The following is a 17,793-nucleotide window of genomic DNA, read 5'->3' on the forward strand; positions in this document are numbered from 1 at the left end:
ATTTGACTGATTTCGAAATTTACTTTTTTAATGTATTAACCGATAAAAAATCCAGCCGGTTAATTGCCGGCCGGATTTTTTAAACGGAGATATCCAATAATTGTCCGATGTTAGGATCTGGCGCAGGGCCAGCTACAGCGACTGCTGGTGTACTTGTTTCCACCATCGCCATCATATCTGTCATTTGTTCGGTCCCCGTCTCCATGGCCATTTTCATCACCGATATACTGGTTTGTTGAGCGGCCTGTATTTGACTCATTCCCATCGAAAGTGCTGCGATATCCATGTTCATTCCACCTTTCTTTCAGGTGATCCATATACTCTTTCATGAATCAACTCCATCAAATTTAATCTCTACCGTTTACTATGTGCAGAACATACCTATACCTGTTATCGTATTAATTTGTATTTACTTAAACATTATATCACAATTTCAGAAATAATCCTTTAATCATAGATCAGTTGATAGGGAATCTGCCGGTTTGATTATATAAATATTGTTCACGGATCATCCATTCTAATCAGCATTTCTTTTGCCTTCAAAATATGTTATGATGGCAAAATACAATAAGCATTAAAAATTAGTTAAGGAGAATAACTTTGAAAAAGAAACTGTATTTATTAGGTGTTCTTATCCTCTGTGTCGTGACCCTGTCCGGTTGCACACCTTCAGCTGAAAAAAAATCAGATCCGCTGGGTCTGGAATCAAGCGACCGCTATGAACTCCTCATCGGACTGAATGATGTTGACACCGGAAAACAGGTTATGGATACCCAAGAAGCCATTGAAATAGTCAAAATGAAGTTGTTGAGCAATGTCAGCGGTGTCACCATCACCGTGTCTAATGGTTATTATTATGTGGGGGCTTTTATTGTCGATGAAACAACCTTAAATTGCGTGATTTATGGTGCCGATGACGAATCCATCGCCGCCGTTGTTGATGAAATCAACAGCGATCTGAATGTCTCTGTGCTGGTATCAAAAACCCCCAGTCAATACCGTCTAATTACACCATAATTCTGGATGTCCTGCTTGCCCTGTACAGCTAGCTGATTAAATTCACGATTTATTTTTTGTTCTGACAATATCAATAACATCCCATATGTTGTCAATCATAAAAGTGGGCTTACATTTTTCAAGCGCAAAGGGCGTATTATATCCCCAGTTCACCGCGACCACATCCACCCCAACCTTATGACAGGCCTCTATGTCACGAACTTCATCCCCAATATAGAGCATTTCATCTGGATTGATGTCATGCTTACGCAGGACTTTTTTAATTTTTTTTGACTTGGACATTAGCGCGGAACACATAATAAATTCGATCTCATGACTGATGTCATAGGTTATCAAAAAATCAGAAACCGTTTTTTTTATATTTGAGGTGAGAATTCCAATATGATTGGTTTCCTTTCTCAACGCTGTAAAAAAATCATGAATATCAGCCGCAAAGGCATGAATTTCGGTTGATTCCTTTCGCATCATCTTCTGTCCATCTCGAAGCGCCCGGGGAAATTGATAAAAGGGGATGTCGACAATTTCTTTGATTTCTTTGACATGGAGATTTTTTATATGCTGTAATTCTTCCATCGTAACGGTACTGTATTTGTACTTTGTCGCCAGTGCATTGTATATATTAAAAGCTTTCTCTTCAGTATCCGCCAGGGTACCGTCAAAATCGAAAACCACACATTTATAGGCCATAGATGACTCCTCTAATTTAGTTGTTATTTAATTCGTATCCATTCACTTTGCTTTTTAACTTTTTTCCTAAAGATTCGTGATAAAAGTAGTAATCCAAATTCAATCGCTGGGCTTCATGCATGGCAGCACTGCCAAAACGAATCAGATCCTCTTTAGTGTTGGCATGATCCGGGTATTTGGAAATCCCGATATGGTTTCTTAAGGTAATTGCGCTCCCCTCAATGATAAAGGGGCTTTTAAGCAATTCAGCTACCAGCTGACAAATTTCCATTATTATTTTTATGCTGGCATCACAAGGGTAAAACAAGACAAACTGATCCGTATATCGACGGACAAAGAGCCCGTATTTCCCAATGGCGCCATACAACCGCTCGCTTAAAGACCGCATGAGCCGATCTTCAATATCTTGACCGAAAGCATCCCCAACTGCATGAATCCCCTCCACATGGATAAAAATCAAGGCCAAATATCTTTCAGAATTGTTCCCGTTTTTATTAAAGTAGTTATCCAAAACCTGCTCCAGTTTATAACGATTGGGCAGTTTGGTTACGGGATCCTGGACAAAAGCAGCTTCTAATGCTTTTCGTTTTTCGATAGTCTCACTAACATCAATTCCAAGCAAAATATTTGTGTTTTCCCCATCTCTTTTGGAAAAAGTCGCATGATCCCACTGGATATAATGAATATCTCCTTTGTAATCCTTGAATGGCAATGGTCGTTTGAAATTTAAATTTTCATTGACAAATTTTCGATGAGCCCGATTGAGGTTCCCAAAAATATCCCGTAAGTTTTTATTTTCAATATTATCATAGGCAATCCCACTTAGTTGCTGCACCACATGATTAATGTTCCTGACTTCAAAACTACTGTTAAATTCAATGAACAAGAGCCTACTATTATTCAACACCTTGTCTGTAAAAATAAGCTGAGCGTTTAGTTCTTCACGAAGGTCGACCTGCTTCGTCACATCTTGAAGAATCCCGATGGTTCGCAGATGCTCGTTATCTTTCGTAAAATAATGTCGGATTCGCAAATAAATATCCCTGATTTCGCCCCGGTTATTTTTAATCCGGTAATGGGTATCAACCTTTTCCTGAGCTTGAAATGCCCGCAAAAAAGCTTTCCACACCCGGTTCTGATCGTCCTCGTAAGCCATCCAGTATATAATATCAAGGTTCGGTTCTACTTCACCTTCTTCATAGCCCAGTATACTATAAAGTTCCCTGGACCAGTAGATTTTTTTTGTTAAATAATTCATTTCCCAGTAGCCCAGATGGGCAAGATGCTGGATTTCCAGAAGTTCTTCTTTTTGCTGGCTGATATATTCGTCCTTCTCATAGGTTTTTTTTAAATCCGTACCGGTTACGACCATATAAGTTTTTTCTTGTCCCTTATTACTGCTTATTTTCAACGGTTTGAATACCAGATGAATCGGAATCACCTCGCCACTTTTGTGAAAAAATTTGATATCTCTTTCGTAAACACCCTTTTCGGCAATCGCTTTTTTCAATTCATCCAGATCGTCTTCAAAAACGTAGTCCATGGGAATACGCTGGATACTTTTACCAATAATTTTATCCGCTGGCTTTCCCTGATACTTCAAAAACGTTTCGTTTGCCTTGTATATAATGCCTTCTTTATCAACCACGACGATGCTGTCTGTTACCTGATTAAAAACACCCTGAAACATTTTTTCAGCCTGTTCCCATTCTTCCCGTCTTCGTTTGATTTTTTTGAGATGATAGACGATGGCCCCCGCCAAACTAAAAAAAACAATGGCTCCAAAAATTACCATCGTTATTATTTTTTCTCCTGATAAACTTTTTATCTCATTCAGCATAGTGAACACCTTACTTTCTGAGGTTTCATTTTATCGGCAAGACCACCCGATCATGCTTTACTAAAGATGACCAACAGGATATTTGCCTTCAATTCACAGATATATTATAATACATACTGTCAACAAAATCCATTGTTGACCATTATTATTTTCAAAATTGAAAAAACAGACTTATAGAGTTGACGCAGGATTTAGTTGATCCTAGCTAACGGTTCATTTTCTAGCTTGAGACCAATCTTAACCTAGTTCAAAGCGAAATCGATATTTTTATAAATTGTTCATAAAAAAATTAAATAAAATATCTTAAAAGCTTTGACAAAAGGAAAAATAATGTTACAATAGAACCATCACTTCACCAGACTACAGTAATAAAGTATACGTTTGAACAAGGAGGTTCACATGCTTTTCAATTATACTATCGACGGATTCGAAAACATCCAACATCAGGATTATTTCGCGCTGCAGCAAATCAATCATAAACTCATGTCACTTTACCGATCCTTTGGATATCATCAGATTTCCACACCAACTTTTGAAACCTACGACCTTTATGTCAATGAAGATTCCATTCCCAGCGACGATCTCTTCAAGCTGGTTAATCATCAAGGCAAGGTCCTTGTACTGAAGCCTGATGCCACGCTACCGGTAACCCGAATGGCGGCCATGAACCATCCCGATTCCCAGGAGATCATCAAATTCTCTTATGAGACCAACATCTATCGGAATTTTTCATCACCAGAAATCATCAAGAAAGAAATCACCCAAATTGGGATCGAATATTTCGGCAACAACAGCCCTGAATGTGACGGCGAAGTGATTGCCCTGGCCATCCGTTCGCTGTTGGAAAACGGCATCAACGACGTGCATATTGATCTGGGCCATGTGGGTTTCATCAATTTTCTTTTTGACGACCTGGCCTTTTCCTCCAAAGAAAAGGCTACGCTATTTAAATATATCGAAAACAAAAACATCGGCGATATCGCTGACTATCTGGAAAAACTGGCATTACCTGATGATAAAAAAGCTATCGTTCTTAAACTGCCACTTCTCTATGGCGAGCCGAAAACCGTATTAAAACAAATGGAAGCCCTGTGTATCAATGATAAAATGCGTCAGGTCGTCGAAAAAATTTCTGAAATCTACGCCCATCTGGAAATCATTAATCTGGCCAACTATGTAAGTTTTGATCTTGGCTTTACCAATCAGATGAACTACTACAGTGACATCAACTTTAAAGGTTATATCAATAGCTGTGGCGAACCGGTGATCAGCGGCGGACGTTACAACCATTTATCAGAAAAATTCGGCATTCCCCGTCCTGCCTGTGGTTTTGCCATCGATCTGCTCAAAGTGATTGATTACATGGAGCAACACCAGCTGCTCCCCCGGGATGACCAGAGGATCCATGTGCTTTTTTATGAAAAACCACAAAAAGCTAATGCCTACAAAATGGCGGAGCAATTGCGATCTAAAGGAGCAATTGCCGAAGTTTTCCTGATGAATGAAACAAAAGAAGCGCATGCTTTGTCTTTCCAGGCAAATGCCCTTTATAAAAATGCCGCGTTGTATTTCCTGACTGATGGCAAACTTTTATCTGAAAACAACGGAAAATTCTCAGAAATTAAAGCAATTAGTTCTGAAAGTGAGGTGGCGTAAATGGTAATCCGATTCGCCCTGGCCAAGGGCCGTGTCGCCAGAAAGGCAATTGAGCTGTTGATTGATCTGGGGTATGTTTTCGAAGACTACTCGGAAAAAAGCCGAAAATTGATCTTTACCGACACTACCGGTACAATTGAGTTTTTTCTGGTGAAATCACCTGATGTTCCCACCTATGTTGAAAAAGGAGCGGCCGATATCGGTATCGTGGGCAAAGATGTGCTACTGGAACACCCGGCCCAGGTTTATGAGATGTTGAACCTGAACATCGGCAAATGTAAAATGTGTGTAGCTGGTTTTGAAAACCACCCCATTCCCTATGGAAAAAAAATGGTAGTGGGTACAAAATACCCGGTCATTGCCAAAGATTATTTTCATACCAAGAACCAATTGGTAGACATCATTAAAATCAACGGCTCGGTGGAACTGGCCCCCCTGATTGGCCTAGCCGACTGTATTGTCGATATTGTCGAGAGCGGCAGTACCCTGAAAGAGAATGGGTTATCTGTATTAGAAGAAATCTGCGAGATCAGCTCCCGACTGATTGTCAATCAGGTGAGCCTGAAAACCAAACGGGAAATGATTGATCCCATTATCAAGGCATTTGAAAACCAGCTATAGATTACTTAAGAGAGGAATAAAATGAAAACTATCATCTATAAACAAGGCATGGATCTTGATACCATATTAAAACGCAATGAAGATGAACGGGAAGATATTCGCAACGCCGTTCTGGAAATCATTAAAGGGGTAAAAAAAGAGGGCAATGCCGCCCTTTTATATTATACTCAGGCACTTGATCACTGTGTCCTCACTCACTTGCAGGTCACCGAAGAAGAAATTGATGAAGCCTTTGACTCGGTTTCTGATGAACTTCTGGATATCATCCGAGAGGCCGCTCAGAACATACGAGATTTTCACGAAAAACAGCTGGAAACAACCTGGACCTATGCACCTAAACCCGGGGTCATCCTGGGTCAGCATATCACCCCGATTGAACGGGTAGGACTCTACGTCCCCGGCGGTAAGGCCACCTACCCCTCAACGGTTCTCATGGATGCCATTCCTGCGCTGGTAGCCGGTGTTCAGTCCCTGGTGATGGTCACTCCGCCGGGTCGGGATGGAAAAATCAACCCTAATATCCTGGCGGCGGCAAAAATTGCCGGCGTTCACGAGATTTATAAACTTGGCGGTGCACAGGCAGTTGCTGCTCTGACCTATGGCACTGAAACCATTAAACCGGTCAATAAGATTGTCGGTCCTGGTAATATTTATGTGGCCACCGCTAAAAAAGAAGTTTTTGGCAAGGTGGATATCGATATGATTGCCGGGCCCAGTGAGGTGCTGATCATTGCTGACGATAATGCCAACCCTGTCTATGCTGCTGCCGATCTACTGTCTCAGGCCGAACACGACGAACTGGCGATGCCGATTCTGGTGACTACCTCCGAAGAACTGGGAGCACAAGTCATCGAAGAAGTCTACCGCCAGATCAGCGAAGACCTCAACCGCAAAGAAATCGCCAAAAAATCAGTGGATGATTATGGGTTTGTCTTTATTGTCAAGGATCTGGACGAAGCCTTTGAGCTGTCCAACCAGATTGCGCCCGAGCATCTGGAACTCCTGATCGAACACCCCATGGATTCACTGGAAAAAGTAAAAAATGCCGGGGCCATCTTTATGGGTGCCTACACTCCAGAACCCCTCGGCGACTATTTTGCCGGACCCAACCATACTTTGCCGACCTCCGGTACAGCCAAATTTTCTTCTCCTCTGGGAGTCTATGACTATATGAAAAAATCCAGCATTCTATCCTATGATCAGGCCGCATTACGGTCAGTCTATCCAAAGATTGCCGCCTTTGCCCGTTCCGAAGGATTAGATGCCCATGCAAAAGCAGTTGAAAGGCGGTTTGAAGACTAATGGAATCACTAATAAGAAAAAATATCCAGCAATTAATTGCCTACAAGGTGGACGCCCCGCAGTTTGAGATCATCGTCAATGCCAATGAAAGTCCTTATGACTTTCCCATGCAGCTCAAACGAAAGTTCAACGACGATATCTGCAACACTGATTTAAACCGTTATCCGGAGGCCTGTTTTCCGGAACTGATTGAAGCCATTACCGACTACACCGGTGTCCCGGGCGAAGGCATTATCTGCGGCTCCGGCTCTGACGAGTTGATCGCGATGATCAACCAGGCCTTTGTGGATCCCGGTGACGTGGTGGTCTCCCACTCGCCCTCCTTTTCGATGTACGATATCTGGGCTACCATTGCCAATGCCAGACATATTATGGTATCCGATCTGCCGGGACACATTCCCGATGTGGACGGCATGATTACGGCCGCTTGCGAGAATCAGGCCAAACTGGTTTATATTTGTAACCCCAACAACCCCACCGGTTACATTTTTAGTCGGACAGATATTGTCAAAATATTGGATACTGTCCCTTCGCTGGTGATCCTGGACGAAGCCTATATTGAGTTTTTTGGCGAATCTGGTGTTGATCTGCTGGAAAAATATCCCCGCTTGTTAGTGCTGCGAACCTTGTCCAAAGCCTTCGGTCTGGCTGGCATCCGCTGTGGCTATGCCCTGGGCAACAAAGAAATTATTGATATTCTTTGCAAGGTTAAGGGGCCCTACAACCTCAATGTTCTGACCCAAAAATTGGCCGTTATCGCCTTAAAAAACCGCGATGCAATCCTGCGTAATCTGGAGATTTTAAAGGAAGAACGCCAAAAAGTCATGCGTGTGCTGGAAACCTTCCCCGGCCTGACCCTTTATCCCTCCGGCGCAAATTTTATTTATTTTGAAACCGACCGGGCTGAAGCCATCTATCAAGCGCTCCTGAAACGAAATATTCTGATCAAACGTTTTGCTGAAACGGACGCAACTCCCGGCAGTATTCGTTTTTCCATGGGTAAACCTCAGGAAAACCAAAAGATTCTGGATATTATCAAGGAGGTCGTGTACAATGAAGCGTAAAAGCACATTAAACCGGTCCACTACTGAAACTGAAATTTCTCTTTCACTCAATATTGATGGGTCTGGGATAACCAAGATCAACACCGGAGTCGGGTTTTTTGATCACATGCTGACCCTCTTCACCAAGCATGGCAAATTTGATCTGACCATCGATGCTCATGGTGACGAGGCTGACAACCACCATGCCATTGAAGACATTGGCATTCTGCTGGGAAAAGCCTTTTATGATGCGTTGGGCGACAAGGCCGGCATCAATCGCTATGCTTTCGCCTTCACCCCCATGGATGAGGCCCTGTGCCGCACCTGTGTGGACATCAGCGGCCGCAGTTACCTTGTTTTCGATGTCCCCCTAACCCGGGAATTTATAGGCGACTTTGAAACTGAGATGTTGGAGGAATTCTTCGCGGCCTTTACCAATAACAGCAAAATAACTCTCCATGTGGCTTCCCTCTACGGCAAGAACAACCACCATATCGTAGAAGGGATTTTTAAATCACTGGGCCGAACATTGAAAGATGCCTGCACGATCGAAGCTGGCAACACCGAAATTCCATCCACTAAAGGAATAATAGAATAACAGGAGGACAACCATTGATCGCAATTGTCGACTATGATGTCGGAAATTTAAAAAATGTCTATACGGCCCTGGGTGATGTCGGTCTTTCCGGCACCATCACCCGGGATAAAAAGGTCCTGGATGCGGCTGACGCCATCATTCTACCAGGAGTTGGAGCTTTCTCCGACGCCATGGACAACCTCAGAAAATTTGATCTTATTGATGCCCTTAATGATAATGTAAAAAAAGGCAAGATCCTGATGGGCATCTGCCTGGGCATGCAACTGCTTTTTGATAAAAGCTATGAGGACGGTGAATTTTCCGGACTCTCCTATATCCCCGGTGAAATCATCAAATTCGACGCCCCCGGGATAAAAATCCCCCATATGGGCTGGAACAATCTGGTGATCAACCGGGACAGCCCATTAGTCAAGAACATCGGCACAGAAGACTACGTCTACTTTGTCCATTCCTACTATGCCAAACCAGACAACTTTGATGATGTGGTGGCTTATGCGGAATACAGTGTCAAGGTACCCGCGATTGTTCAAAAGGACAACGTCATTGGGATGCAGTTTCATCCGGAAAAAAGCTCCAATGTGGGCTTCCAACTACTAACGAACTTTAAGGAGATGATATCATGATTGTGTTTCCGGCCATCGATTTAAAAAACGGCAAATGCGTCCGCCTGATGCAAGGACAGAAGGATGCCGAAACAATTTATTTTGACAATCCGGTGGATGTCGCCCTGAAGTGGCAGTCCAAGGGTGCCCAGTATCTGCATCTGGTCGATCTGGATGGTGCCTTTGACGGTCAACCGAAAAATCTGGAACTGGTTAAAGATATTGTCGCCGCTCTAGATATACCAGTGGAACTTGGTGGTGGTATCAGAACGCTCGAAATTGCCAAAGACTATGTCGACAGCGGCGTAGCCCGAATCATCATTGGTACCCAAGCTGTTAAAGATTTCGACTTTATCGTCAAACTTCTGGATCTCTATGATGAAAAAGTCTGCGTCTCAATTGACGCCAAAAACGGTTTAGTCTGTACCGAAGGCTGGGTCGAAAGCAGCAACATTGAAGCCCTTGAACTGGCCAGCAACCTGGAAAAACTGGGTCTTTCCACACTGGTTTACACCGACATATCAAAAGACGGCATGATGACTGGGCCTAATTTTGACATGCTCAAAGTACTCAATGACAACCTGAAAATCGATATCATCGCTTCTGGCGGTATCTCTAAATCAGCAGACCTTATCCGTCTTCAGGAAATGGGACTTTACGGCGCCATTACCGGAAAAGCCCTCTATGAAGGGGCCATCGATCTGGAAAAACTGTTGCAAGAGGAGCTGAAATCATGCTGACCAAACGGATCATCCCCTGCCTGGACGTGGATCACGGCCGGGTAGTAAAAGGTAAAAAATTTCAGGATATTCAGGATGTCGCCGACCCGGTGGAACTGGGCCGGTACTACTCTGACCAGGGCGCCGACGAGCTGGTTTTCTACGATATCACCGCCAGTTATGAAGATCGGGACATATTTATCCATATTGTTGAGAAAGTGGCTGAAGCCATCCGCATCCCTTTTACCATCGGGGGCGGTATCAGCAAGGTCGAAGATTTCCGAAAAGTGCTGATGGCTGGCGCCGATAAGGTCTCGGTTAATTCATCAGCCGTTAAAAACCCCCAGCTGATCCGCGAGGCGGCCCTTCGTTTTGGTGCCCAATGTGTGGTTTTATCCATCGACGCCAAGCGCAATAATAAGGGTTCCTGGGATGTCTACGTCAAAGGCGGCCGGGAAAACACCGGTATCGATGCCATTGAATGGGCCAAACAGGGTCAGGATCTTGGTGCCGGAGAGATATGTATCAACTCTATCGATACCGATGGGGTAAAAAAAGGCTATGATCTGGAGCTCAATCGGAAACTCTCCAGTCTTCTTACCATTCCGATTATTGCCTCTGGCGGGGCCGGAACAATGGAAGACTTTGCCGAAGTATTAAAAGTAGGCGCCGATGCAGCTCTGGCGGCATCCGTTTTTCACTATAAAGAAATTCCCATTGTTGATTTAAAGAATTATTTACACAATCAGCAAATACCTGTCAGACGGGTATAGAAAGGCAAAAACATGGATTTGGAAAATATAAAATATAACGAAGCAGGATTGGTTCCTGCCATCGTTCAGGATTATGAAACTCGTCAGGTACTGATGATGGCCTGGATGAATGAAGAGGCTTTAAAATTGACTTTGGACACCAAAAAAGCTACCTTTTACAGCCGCAGCCGACAGACACTGTGGATAAAGGGTGAAACCTCCGGCAATACCCAAACCGTGGTTAAACTCGATTATGACTGCGACGGTGATACGCTGCTACTTCAAGTTATCCCGGCTGGCCCAGCCTGCCATACCGGCAACACCTCCTGTTTCTATCGCAGTCTGGCTGTAAATCCAGAAACAAACCTGGGGAACATGGAAGTACTGACGATGTTGTATAATCTCATAGCCGACCGAAAAATAAATCCAATAGAAGGTTCTTATACCAACTACCTGTTTGAAAAAGGCGTTGATAAAATCTGCAAGAAAATTGGTGAAGAATCAGCTGAAACCATTATTGCAGCCAAGAATAACGATCCTAATGAACTGATCTACGAAGCATCAGATCTCATCTATCACTTGCTTGTGCTACTCAACAACCAGAATGTTGAGCTGGAATCGCTGTTCCATGAACTGACCAAACGTCATAAATAACTATTTATTAGCTTGTGAAGAATAAAAAAAGACCGGTTGGATTTTTCCAACCGGTCCCTGATTATCTTTTAGAATAGTTTAACTATTCTATTTATACGCATACTTCTTTAAAGGGCAAAAAGTCCAGATACCTATCTATCCGATTAACAACAACAACCGCCACTGCTGTCGCCACTGTCTGAGCAACTTCCACTTGAGCAGCCACAGCCAGAAGATTTTTGAGTTTTTAGAACCATTTGGATAATATCTTCTCTGGTCATACCAACCCACTCAGCAAAATTTGCATTGGAAGGATAGGATCCTTTCTGTCTGATTTCTCCATCTACGACGGTAATTGGTAACGCTTCAGTTCCCTCATTGGCGATGATATCGTTGATTTCTTTGTTCTCAACGAATGCCATCGGTTCACTGGAAAGATTGTAACGGATCACTTTTTTACCTTCGCCTTCCAGTTCATTTAAAAATGTGGCAACTCGCAATAATTCCTGGTCGACTCCTGGTCCGCAAACTCCGGTTGAACAACACATTGCCGGTTCAAAAATTTCCACTTTATTCATTTCATTCTCCATTTCATTTAATAATTTTTGATGCCTGATTTTACAGAGCCGTATGATTATAATTTCATATCACTTTGTAATCATATATTATTCCATATCTCATCATTTGTCAAGTTTTTTAGCAGCAATCTCCTCCGCAAAAACTACGATTGGTCATTTTCGTTTTCATCAGCATCAAAACCAGCTCTTCCTGGGTCATCCCCGACCATGTTGCTAAATCAAGATTTGACGGATATGAACCTTTACGGATGATTTCACCATCCACCACTGTAATTGGAAGAACATCAAGTCCATGTTTTGAGATGATCTCACTGACTTCCTTATTCCTGGCAAATACATCAGGGTTCTCAATCAGCCCATATCTCAGTACTTTTTTTCCTTCGCTTGTTAACGCCCGCAGCATCGTTTTAATCCTTAACGCTTCACGATCTGCCCCCGAACCACAGCCATTACTGCTGTTGCATATTTGCGGATCATATATCTCAATTGTTTTCATTTTATCTCTTCAGTTCACTATTGATTTAACTAAATTAAATCAAGGATCACATGAACTACCTTTCATATTAGTATGATTCTAAAATAGTCCAATTATAAGCTTCTGTCAAGCAATATTGTAAATCGTTTAAGTTGTTTTACAGCTAGTTTAACATTTTTTCTTTTTTTTTTTGATTAGTAACTAATGATAACAGATTTTTATTGCACTCGCAGCCGTTATCGTGTATAATATAGATACTCCGAAGTTTAAGTTTTCTAAGGTACTACTATGAGCTTAAACCCGTAGGGTATAATCGGAAACGATTATGTCTCCCATTGTGGAAAAGGGGCTTGACAGAATTATTTTCTCGTCAGTTTGCATTGTTTTAGTGCAGAAAAAAAAGGCCATTCCATTTGGAGTGGTCTTTTTTTTCCCTGAACGTCCCTGAATTTTATTTATTTGTAACCGAAATAATATTAATCAGGACACTTTCTTTTAGATGCCAAAATCGGACTAACCACCCGGTTTTGGTTTTTTTTGAAAAAATCGCATAGAAGATTAGTCCTGATGTCGACTGTTACCTCAAGGCTTGTCTATTATATTGGTCCTTTAAAATCAACCTCCTGCAACAGGAGGAAAAATAGCCATATATCCGTCTTCTTTTATGGGGACAGTGAGCATGGCGTCGACCTTCCCGTCAACACCGTCTACTATTAGTGCTGCAATTTCCGGTGCCGTAATACCCAGACTATCGATAACATCCTGTCCTGTCATTCCTGGAGTATAGTCCATTTCAACGATTTTTCCCCGTCCTTCCCGAAAGTTTGCAAATAATTTTATTTTGATTGACATATTTCCTCCTAAAACGAAAGGGACGATCTTTGATCGTCCCTTAAATTTATTTTATAATAAACCTAATTTTTCAAGACGTTCTTCCGTAGGAATACCATCTTCATCCCATCCACGTTCTTTATAGTATAGTGGTAGCAATTCATCCAGTTTATGAACCCAACCTTTTGTAGGTCCGTCTGGCATTTCTTCTTCCAATAGACGTGGTGGTAATGTATCTTCTTCTGGTGAAATACCAGCTTCTAAATTAAAGAGTTTTTCCAGATTCCAGATCCGTTCTCCCGCCAACAATACATCTTCGGCTGTCCAATCGGTTCCTAATGTTTCATTGAGCATGTCTGCGTATTGCTGAGCACCCAATGCAAATGAGGTAAACAGACATAAGCCGGTAGAGTCGATAACAGCGGTCAGATCCTGGAATACTTTTGCCCAAACTTCTTTACCAGCTAAATCAAAACGATCCAGTTTTTCTGGTAAGCCAAGGATTTCAGGTGAAATCAGGTAGCCACGAACATGACATCCACCACGGTTGGAGGTTGCATATTGAAGACCCATTCCCTGGATTCCACGAGGGTCATAGGCTGGTAAGTCTTGTTTTTTAACCGACATAGAATATTCAGGTACGCCAAAGAAATCTGCTAATCGGTAGGAACCTCTAGCCAGTAAATCACCAAAGCCTTCTCTATTACCCATTTTTTTCAGCCAATGAACAACTGAATCAGCGTTGCCGAATTTCAGGATCACATCGTCATCCAACATTTCGTCTGTGATATAACCACGTTGATATAATTCCATTGCAGCTGCCAAAGTTGCCCCAGCTGAAATGGTATCAATACCCAGCTCATTACACCAGTAATTAGCATCAATAACTACTTCCATGTCATCAATCCCGAGGTCACCAGCAAATACCCAAAGGGTTTCATATTCTGGGCCACCGATTCCATCAGGACTCTTATCGCTTTTAACCCATCGGCCACAGCCAATTGGACAATGGTGGCAAGGATTACGTTTAATCAGATATTTTTCGGTCATGGTTTCGCCGCTGACAGCTTCTGCATCGGGATCCTGACCGCCCTGGAAGTTTTTGGTTGGGTAAACACCATGTTCATTGATAATATTAACCAAAACTGCTGTTCCATAGGTTGGTAGACCACCACCGGTAACACCGTTTTCTTTTAACAAGGTACGGCATTCTTTGGTAACTGCTTTTAAACCATCAGGATTGGCAATTTCAGGTTTCAAATTTCCTTTAACGGTAATAGCTTTTAAATTCTTCGAACCCATAACCGCACCGACGCCAGAACGGCCAGCAGCACGATCTTTTTCATTCATGATAGCAGCCATTTGAGAAAGTTTTTCACCGGCAGGACCGATGGTTAAAACTTTGGAACCAGGCTGTTTTTCTTTTAATAGATCACTGGTTTCGGAAACCATTTTACCCCACAGATCTAGAGCAGGTAATATTTCAACCTTATCTTCATCGATACTGAGGTAAACGGGGAGACTTGCCTTTCCTTCAATAATAATCGCATCATAGCCAGCATACTTCAGGTAGGCGCCCCATTCTCCACCAGAGTTTGAAGAAGCAATGCATCCTGTTAATGGTGACTTTGTAACGACCATATAACGACCACCGGTAGGTGTCGCTGTACCCGACAGCGGACCATTGATAAAGACAATCTTATTTTCTGCAGCAAAAGGATCAACCTGTGGATCAACCTCATCCATATACAACTTTGTTCCTAAACCACGACCACCAATATATTTTTTTGCCAACTCAAAATCCAGATCTTCAGTTGTAATCTCATTGGTCGTCAAATTGACACGTAAAATTTTCCCCATGTAACCAAACATTTCGTACGCCTCCTAAATTTTATTTATTTGTAACCACTATCATTATACCCAAATTTTACCTTTTATTCAATGGATTAAAGGAAAGTTAATGACAAGTGCAAAAATTTATAGCTTTTTAAGGATTCTTGACGCAATTCTTGATCAATTTTCGAACAGATATTTTCTCATTCTGCCAGACCAATGGTTTTCAGGATGTTATAACCCAATCTTCGTTCCTGTCCCTCGAAAGGATAGGCATGCATGACGATCATCGGATTGAAATTAAGCTCGATGATTCCGTAACTTGAATCGGGATTGCGATAGTCTTCGAGGATAATATCAATTCCACAAAATTTAGCTTCGAACGCCTTTGCGGCTTTTAAGGCAATTTTAGAAAAATGAGGGTGCATTTTTTCAGTGAAGTCGATACTGTCGCCACCGGTGCTGATATTGGAATTTCCCCGGAGAAATATCATTTCCCCTTTTGGGGGTACCGATTGATTAGACAGACCCTGTTTTTTTAGAAACATCAGAGCCTGATCATCCAGCTCAATTTTTTTAAGCGGACTGGTATGGCCATCACCCCGATAAGGATGTTTGTTTTTTTCATCAATGAGCCGCTGGATGGTGGAAATCCCATCACCAATCACATTGGCGGGACGGCGATGCAACACCGCTACGACCTCATCTCCCATGGTCAGGAAACGGTATTCCAGTCCGGAAAGATAATCTTCGATTATGATGGCATCATCATATTCAAAAGCAATTCGGGCTCCTTCTAATAGTTCCTCTTGGGTACCACCCTGATCAAAAATGCAGATACCCAATCCAAAATTAGTGGACTTTGGCTTGATCACAACTTTTTTCCCTACGTACTTTGACAGTTTTTGTTTTGCTTCCTGAAAAGAAAAATATTCTTCGCCATCTGGGACTGGCAAACCATTTTCATGAAGAATTTTTTTTGTGACGACCTTATTTTCCATAAGAAGCGGGGTAATATAATTATCAACACTGGTCTTTGTTGCCTGCTTAACATATTCCCGGTGCCCGTCTTTTTCCAATCGCACAATATTGTCAGCCGCATCCATCGGTGTCACTTTTACTCCCCGGGTCAGCGCTTCTTTTATTAAAATCTGCGTTGACATTTCCCAGTTTTCAAAACCGCTCAGACGGTAGTGATCCGCATCCGACTGCTTTTTATAATCTTTAGCCATTACCAGATTGGCCTCAAGGCATCCGTTTTCCTGCATCAATAGTTTTAATCGGTGAGCATAGGTCGTTTCCGGATTTCTTACCCGGTTTTGCATTTCTTTGATGCATTGATCCTGTTCTAAATCCAGGTATTCATTAACCTCAGCAACCTTTTCCAGAATATCCTCAGCCCATGCTGATTTGAGCGTCCAGTGCCGCTGATCCAGCAATTCCAGATCCGATTCAAGCCCATGTTCAGCTACCGCCACCTCATTAATAAGCGCTTCCTGTTGCCAGGTATCAAAAAATTCTTCTCCTTCCAGCAATAAAAAGAGCATAAAGATATTCATAAATTCCAGGTCTATTTTTGCAATTCCGCATTTATCAAAAACATTGAGATCAATGGTTCGAATTTCCAGATATTGGATGCCTTCTTCTGCTAAAGAGTCCAGTACGTTGCGATAGTCTTTTGGTTTTAACCGAATCTGTGCATACAGTTCTTTCGCTTCAGAAATGTCCCCCCGTTCGACAAACTCATTGATGCTCTTGATATAATCCTTGATGGAACTATAATCCGGGTAGAGATCTATTTCATTTTTATAACCGCTGCAACTGCCATTACGGGCGGAGGTTCCGCCAGGGCTGAGATAGGTTTCATTACCACAGTCTTCCATGCATTGCAGGCACTCTTCAATGTAAGAATTATGGAGACCGGGGGTGCAGCCCATTAAATAGATAATCAGCCAGCGATAGCGTAAAAAGTTACGCAAGACCTTTAGATAAATTCGATCTTTAAATTCTTTGAAACTCTCTGCAATACCCAACTCTTTCCAGATGGTCGTTAACAATTCCTCACTAAAAGAAAAGTTATAATGGATCCCCGAGATCAGCTGTCGCTTGCCACCGTATTTGACCATCAGTTTCTCCCGATATTCTCTTGCTTTTTTCCCTTCTTCCCCCTGATAAGAGGCAATCGGGATCTGTTTGTCATCAGGAATATTGCATGGCATCGAGTATGGCCAAAACAACTCATTGTTCTCACCGATCTCGCCTATAACAATATCAGTAAGCGCTTCAAGAAAATCATAGGTTTCGTCTACTGTATAAAAAACCGGTGTAACCAATTCAATCTGACTTTCCGAAAAATCAGTGGTGATATATGGATTTTTAAGTTTATCACCAAAAATCGGCGGATGTGGTGTCAATGCAAGTCTTCCCTGTTGTGTAACACGGAGTCCTTCTCTTTCTACTCCAAACCCTGCAGTTAAGATGCTTTCTGGTGTCATTTTATTTTTTAATATTTCAATCATGCTCATAGCCTTTCCGTTGTTGTACCGCTAAATCAGTGCAAACTGTACAAAATTTTTATAATTATACCATAAAAAAGATTAATTCTA

Annotated in this window: 18 protein-coding genes and 1 riboswitch; of the genes, 10 read left to right on the forward strand and 8 right to left on the reverse strand. The window is 42.3% G+C overall.

The annotated features are described in order from the left end of the window. Nucleotides 1-79 precede the first annotated feature (79 nt). Nucleotides 80-286: a YjfB family protein gene (locus tag ABGU93_RS01395; RefSeq protein WP_347411720.1), complete on the reverse strand. Its 207-nt coding sequence runs from the start codon at nucleotides 284-286 to the stop codon at nucleotides 80-82. 314 nt (nucleotides 287-600) lie between these two features. On the opposite strand from ABGU93_RS01395, the gene ABGU93_RS01400 reads away from it, so the two are divergent. Then, nucleotides 601-1,017: a hypothetical protein gene (locus ABGU93_RS01400; RefSeq protein WP_347411721.1), complete on the forward strand. Its 417-nt coding sequence runs from the start codon at nucleotides 601-603 to the stop codon at nucleotides 1,015-1,017. A 42-nt stretch (nucleotides 1,018-1,059) separates the two neighbouring features. On the opposite strand, the gene ABGU93_RS01405 is transcribed toward ABGU93_RS01400, so the two are convergent. Then, nucleotides 1,060-1,704: an HAD hydrolase-like protein gene (locus ABGU93_RS01405; RefSeq protein ID WP_347411722.1), complete on the reverse strand. Its 645-nt coding sequence runs from the start codon at nucleotides 1,702-1,704 to the stop codon at nucleotides 1,060-1,062. 16 nt (nucleotides 1,705-1,720) lie between these two features. Then, complete coding sequence (locus ABGU93_RS01410) at nucleotides 1,721-3,499, reverse strand: PAS domain S-box protein (RefSeq protein ID WP_347411723.1); 1,779 nt, start codon at nucleotides 3,497-3,499, stop codon at nucleotides 1,721-1,723. Nucleotides 3,500-3,943: 444 nt separating this feature from the next. Between ABGU93_RS01410 and ABGU93_RS01415 the strand changes: the two genes are divergently transcribed. Genes ABGU93_RS01415 through hisIE form a run of 9 tightly spaced genes read left to right on the forward strand, consistent with a single transcriptional unit; the run spans nucleotide 3,944 to nucleotide 11,491 of the window. Beyond that, nucleotides 3,944-5,200 carry an ATP phosphoribosyltransferase regulatory subunit gene (locus tag ABGU93_RS01415; RefSeq protein WP_347411724.1) on the forward strand — a complete coding sequence of 419 codons (1,257 nt, stop codon included), beginning with the start codon at nucleotides 3,944-3,946 and terminating at the stop codon, nucleotides 5,198-5,200. Next, nucleotides 5,201-5,821: an ATP phosphoribosyltransferase gene (gene hisG, locus ABGU93_RS01420; protein ID WP_347411725.1), complete on the forward strand. Its 621-nt coding sequence runs from the start codon at nucleotides 5,201-5,203 to the stop codon at nucleotides 5,819-5,821. 21 nt (nucleotides 5,822-5,842) lie between these two features. Next, entirely contained in the window at nucleotides 5,843-7,123 is a 1,281-nt protein-coding gene (hisD, locus tag ABGU93_RS01425) for a histidinol dehydrogenase (RefSeq protein WP_347411726.1), read from the forward strand. Further along, the gene (gene hisC / locus ABGU93_RS01430) at nucleotides 7,123-8,187 is read left to right on the forward strand and encodes a histidinol-phosphate transaminase (RefSeq protein WP_347411727.1); all 1,065 of its coding nucleotides are present in this window, start codon (nucleotides 7,123-7,125) and stop codon (nucleotides 8,185-8,187) included. Before hisD ends, hisC begins: the two co-directional genes overlap by 1 nt. After that, a complete protein-coding gene (gene hisB, locus ABGU93_RS01435; protein WP_347411728.1) occupies nucleotides 8,177-8,764 on the forward strand; it encodes an imidazoleglycerol-phosphate dehydratase HisB in 588 nt (195 codons plus the stop codon). The genes hisC and hisB overlap by 11 nt, the downstream gene beginning before the upstream one ends. Before the next feature lie 14 nt (nucleotides 8,765-8,778). Beyond that, nucleotides 8,779-9,387 carry an imidazole glycerol phosphate synthase subunit HisH gene (gene hisH / locus ABGU93_RS01440; protein ID WP_347411729.1) on the forward strand — a complete coding sequence of 203 codons (609 nt, stop codon included), beginning with the start codon at nucleotides 8,779-8,781 and terminating at the stop codon, nucleotides 9,385-9,387. Then, nucleotides 9,384-10,106, forward strand: a complete 723-nt coding sequence (gene hisA / locus ABGU93_RS01445; protein ID WP_347411730.1) for a 1-(5-phosphoribosyl)-5-[(5-phosphoribosylamino)methylideneamino]imidazole-4-carboxamide isomerase — start codon at nucleotides 9,384-9,386, stop codon at nucleotides 10,104-10,106. The genes hisH and hisA overlap by 4 nt, the downstream gene beginning before the upstream one ends. Beyond that, a complete protein-coding gene (gene hisF, locus ABGU93_RS01450; protein ID WP_347411731.1) occupies nucleotides 10,100-10,858 on the forward strand; it encodes an imidazole glycerol phosphate synthase subunit HisF in 759 nt (252 codons plus the stop codon). Before hisA ends, hisF begins: the two co-directional genes overlap by 7 nt. A gap of 12 nt (nucleotides 10,859-10,870) precedes the next feature. After that, the gene (hisIE, locus tag ABGU93_RS01455; protein WP_347411732.1) at nucleotides 10,871-11,491 is read left to right on the forward strand and encodes a bifunctional phosphoribosyl-AMP cyclohydrolase/phosphoribosyl-ATP diphosphatase HisIE; all 621 of its coding nucleotides are present in this window, start codon (nucleotides 10,871-10,873) and stop codon (nucleotides 11,489-11,491) included. A gap of 143 nt (nucleotides 11,492-11,634) precedes the next feature. On the opposite strand, the gene arsD is transcribed toward hisIE, so the two are convergent. From arsD to gshAB, 5 genes are all read right to left on the reverse strand, one after another. Next, a complete protein-coding gene (gene arsD, locus ABGU93_RS01460; RefSeq protein WP_347411733.1) occupies nucleotides 11,635-12,048 on the reverse strand; it encodes an arsenite efflux transporter metallochaperone ArsD in 414 nt (137 codons plus the stop codon). A gap of 118 nt (nucleotides 12,049-12,166) precedes the next feature. Continuing rightward, nucleotides 12,167-12,544, reverse strand: a complete 378-nt coding sequence (locus ABGU93_RS01465; RefSeq protein ID WP_347411734.1) for an arsenic metallochaperone ArsD family protein — start codon at nucleotides 12,542-12,544, stop codon at nucleotides 12,167-12,169. Between the two features lie 225 nt (nucleotides 12,545-12,769). Next, nucleotides 12,770-12,887: riboswitch (molybdenum cofactor riboswitch) on the forward strand. A 251-nt stretch (nucleotides 12,888-13,138) separates the two neighbouring features. Then, nucleotides 13,139-13,375, reverse strand: a complete 237-nt coding sequence (locus ABGU93_RS01470) for a MoaD/ThiS family protein (protein WP_347411735.1) — start codon at nucleotides 13,373-13,375, stop codon at nucleotides 13,139-13,141. Nucleotides 13,376-13,426: 51 nt separating this feature from the next. Then, the gene (locus ABGU93_RS01475) at nucleotides 13,427-15,226 is read right to left on the reverse strand and encodes an aldehyde ferredoxin oxidoreductase family protein (RefSeq protein WP_347411736.1); all 1,800 of its coding nucleotides are present in this window, start codon (nucleotides 15,224-15,226) and stop codon (nucleotides 13,427-13,429) included. A gap of 164 nt (nucleotides 15,227-15,390) precedes the next feature. Continuing rightward, nucleotides 15,391-17,706 (reverse strand): bifunctional glutamate--cysteine ligase GshA/glutathione synthetase GshB, encoded by a 2,316-nt coding sequence (gene gshAB / locus ABGU93_RS01480; RefSeq protein WP_347411737.1) that lies wholly within the window; start codon nucleotides 17,704-17,706, stop codon nucleotides 15,391-15,393. Nucleotides 17,707-17,793 lie beyond the last annotated feature (87 nt).

This window comes from Acetobacterium sp., assembly GCF_039830195.1.
Taxonomy (GTDB): domain Bacteria; phylum Bacillota; class Clostridia; order Eubacteriales; family Eubacteriaceae; genus Acetobacterium.

Coding starts and splice junctions, on each gene's coding strand:
- hisIE (WP_347411732.1), top strand. CDS start 10,871: ATGGATTTGGAAAATATAAAATATAACGAAGCAGGATTGGTTCCTGCC.
- arsD (WP_347411733.1), bottom strand. CDS start 12,048: ATGAATAAAGTGGAAATTTTTGAACCGGCAATGTGTTGTTCAACCGGA.
- ABGU93_RS01410 (WP_347411723.1), bottom strand. CDS start 3,499: ATGGTAATTTTTGGAGCCATTGTTTTTTTTAGTTTGGCGGGGGCCATC.
- hisF (WP_347411731.1), top strand. CDS start 10,100: ATGCTGACCAAACGGATCATCCCCTGCCTGGACGTGGATCACGGCCGG.
- ABGU93_RS01405 (WP_347411722.1), bottom strand. CDS start 1,704: ATGGCCTATAAATGTGTGGTTTTCGATTTTGACGGTACCCTGGCGGAT.
- ABGU93_RS01475 (WP_347411736.1), bottom strand. CDS start 15,226: ATGTTTGGTTACATGGGGAAAATTTTACGTGTCAATTTGACGACCAAT.
- hisC (WP_347411727.1), top strand. CDS start 7,123: ATGGAATCACTAATAAGAAAAAATATCCAGCAATTAATTGCCTACAAG.
- hisG (WP_347411725.1), top strand. CDS start 5,201: ATGGTAATCCGATTCGCCCTGGCCAAGGGCCGTGTCGCCAGAAAGGCA.
- ABGU93_RS01415 (WP_347411724.1), top strand. CDS start 3,944: ATGCTTTTCAATTATACTATCGACGGATTCGAAAACATCCAACATCAG.
- hisA (WP_347411730.1), top strand. CDS start 9,384: ATGATTGTGTTTCCGGCCATCGATTTAAAAAACGGCAAATGCGTCCGC.
- hisB (WP_347411728.1), top strand. CDS start 8,177: ATGAAGCGTAAAAGCACATTAAACCGGTCCACTACTGAAACTGAAATT.
- ABGU93_RS01470 (WP_347411735.1), bottom strand. CDS start 13,375: ATGTCAATCAAAATAAAATTATTTGCAAACTTTCGGGAAGGACGGGGA.
- gshAB (WP_347411737.1), bottom strand. CDS start 17,706: ATGATTGAAATATTAAAAAATAAAATGACACCAGAAAGCATCTTAACT.
- ABGU93_RS01465 (WP_347411734.1), bottom strand. CDS start 12,544: ATGAAAACAATTGAGATATATGATCCGCAAATATGCAACAGCAGTAAT.
- hisD (WP_347411726.1), top strand. CDS start 5,843: ATGAAAACTATCATCTATAAACAAGGCATGGATCTTGATACCATATTA.
- ABGU93_RS01395 (WP_347411720.1), bottom strand. CDS start 286: ATGGATATCGCAGCACTTTCGATGGGAATGAGTCAAATACAGGCCGCT.